The sequence below is a fragment of the Cytobacillus oceanisediminis genome (genome assembly GCF_007830235.1).
Taxonomy (GTDB): Bacteria; Bacillota; Bacilli; order Bacillales; family Cytobacillaceae; genus Cytobacillus; species Cytobacillus oceanisediminis.
Genome location: NZ_VLKI01000050.1, coordinates 1 through 306 on the forward strand (window position 1 = coordinate 1; position 306 = coordinate 306).

The window sequence follows — 306 nt, forward strand, 5'->3', positions numbered from 1 at the left end:
TGTCGGCTCATCGCATCCTGGGGCTGTAGTCGGTCCCAAGGGTTGGGCTGTTCGCCCATTAAAGCGGTACGCGAGCTGGGTTCAGAACGTCGTGAGACAGTTCGGTCCCTATCCGTCGTGGGCGCAGGAAATTTGAGAGGAGCTGTCCTTAGTACGAGAGGACCGGGATGGACGCACCGCTGGTGTACCAGTTGTCTTGCCAAAGGCATCGCTGGGTAGCTATGTGCGGAAGGGATAAGTGCTGAAAGCATCTAAGCATGAAGCCCCCCTCGAGATGAGATTTCCCATAGCGTCAAGCTAGTAAGA

General features: G+C 55.9%; 1 rRNA gene. It reads left to right on the forward strand.

Features of this window, described 5'->3' with window-relative positions:
- A 23S ribosomal RNA gene (locus IQ19_RS27605) occupies positions 1-306 on the forward strand; the annotation flags it as partial.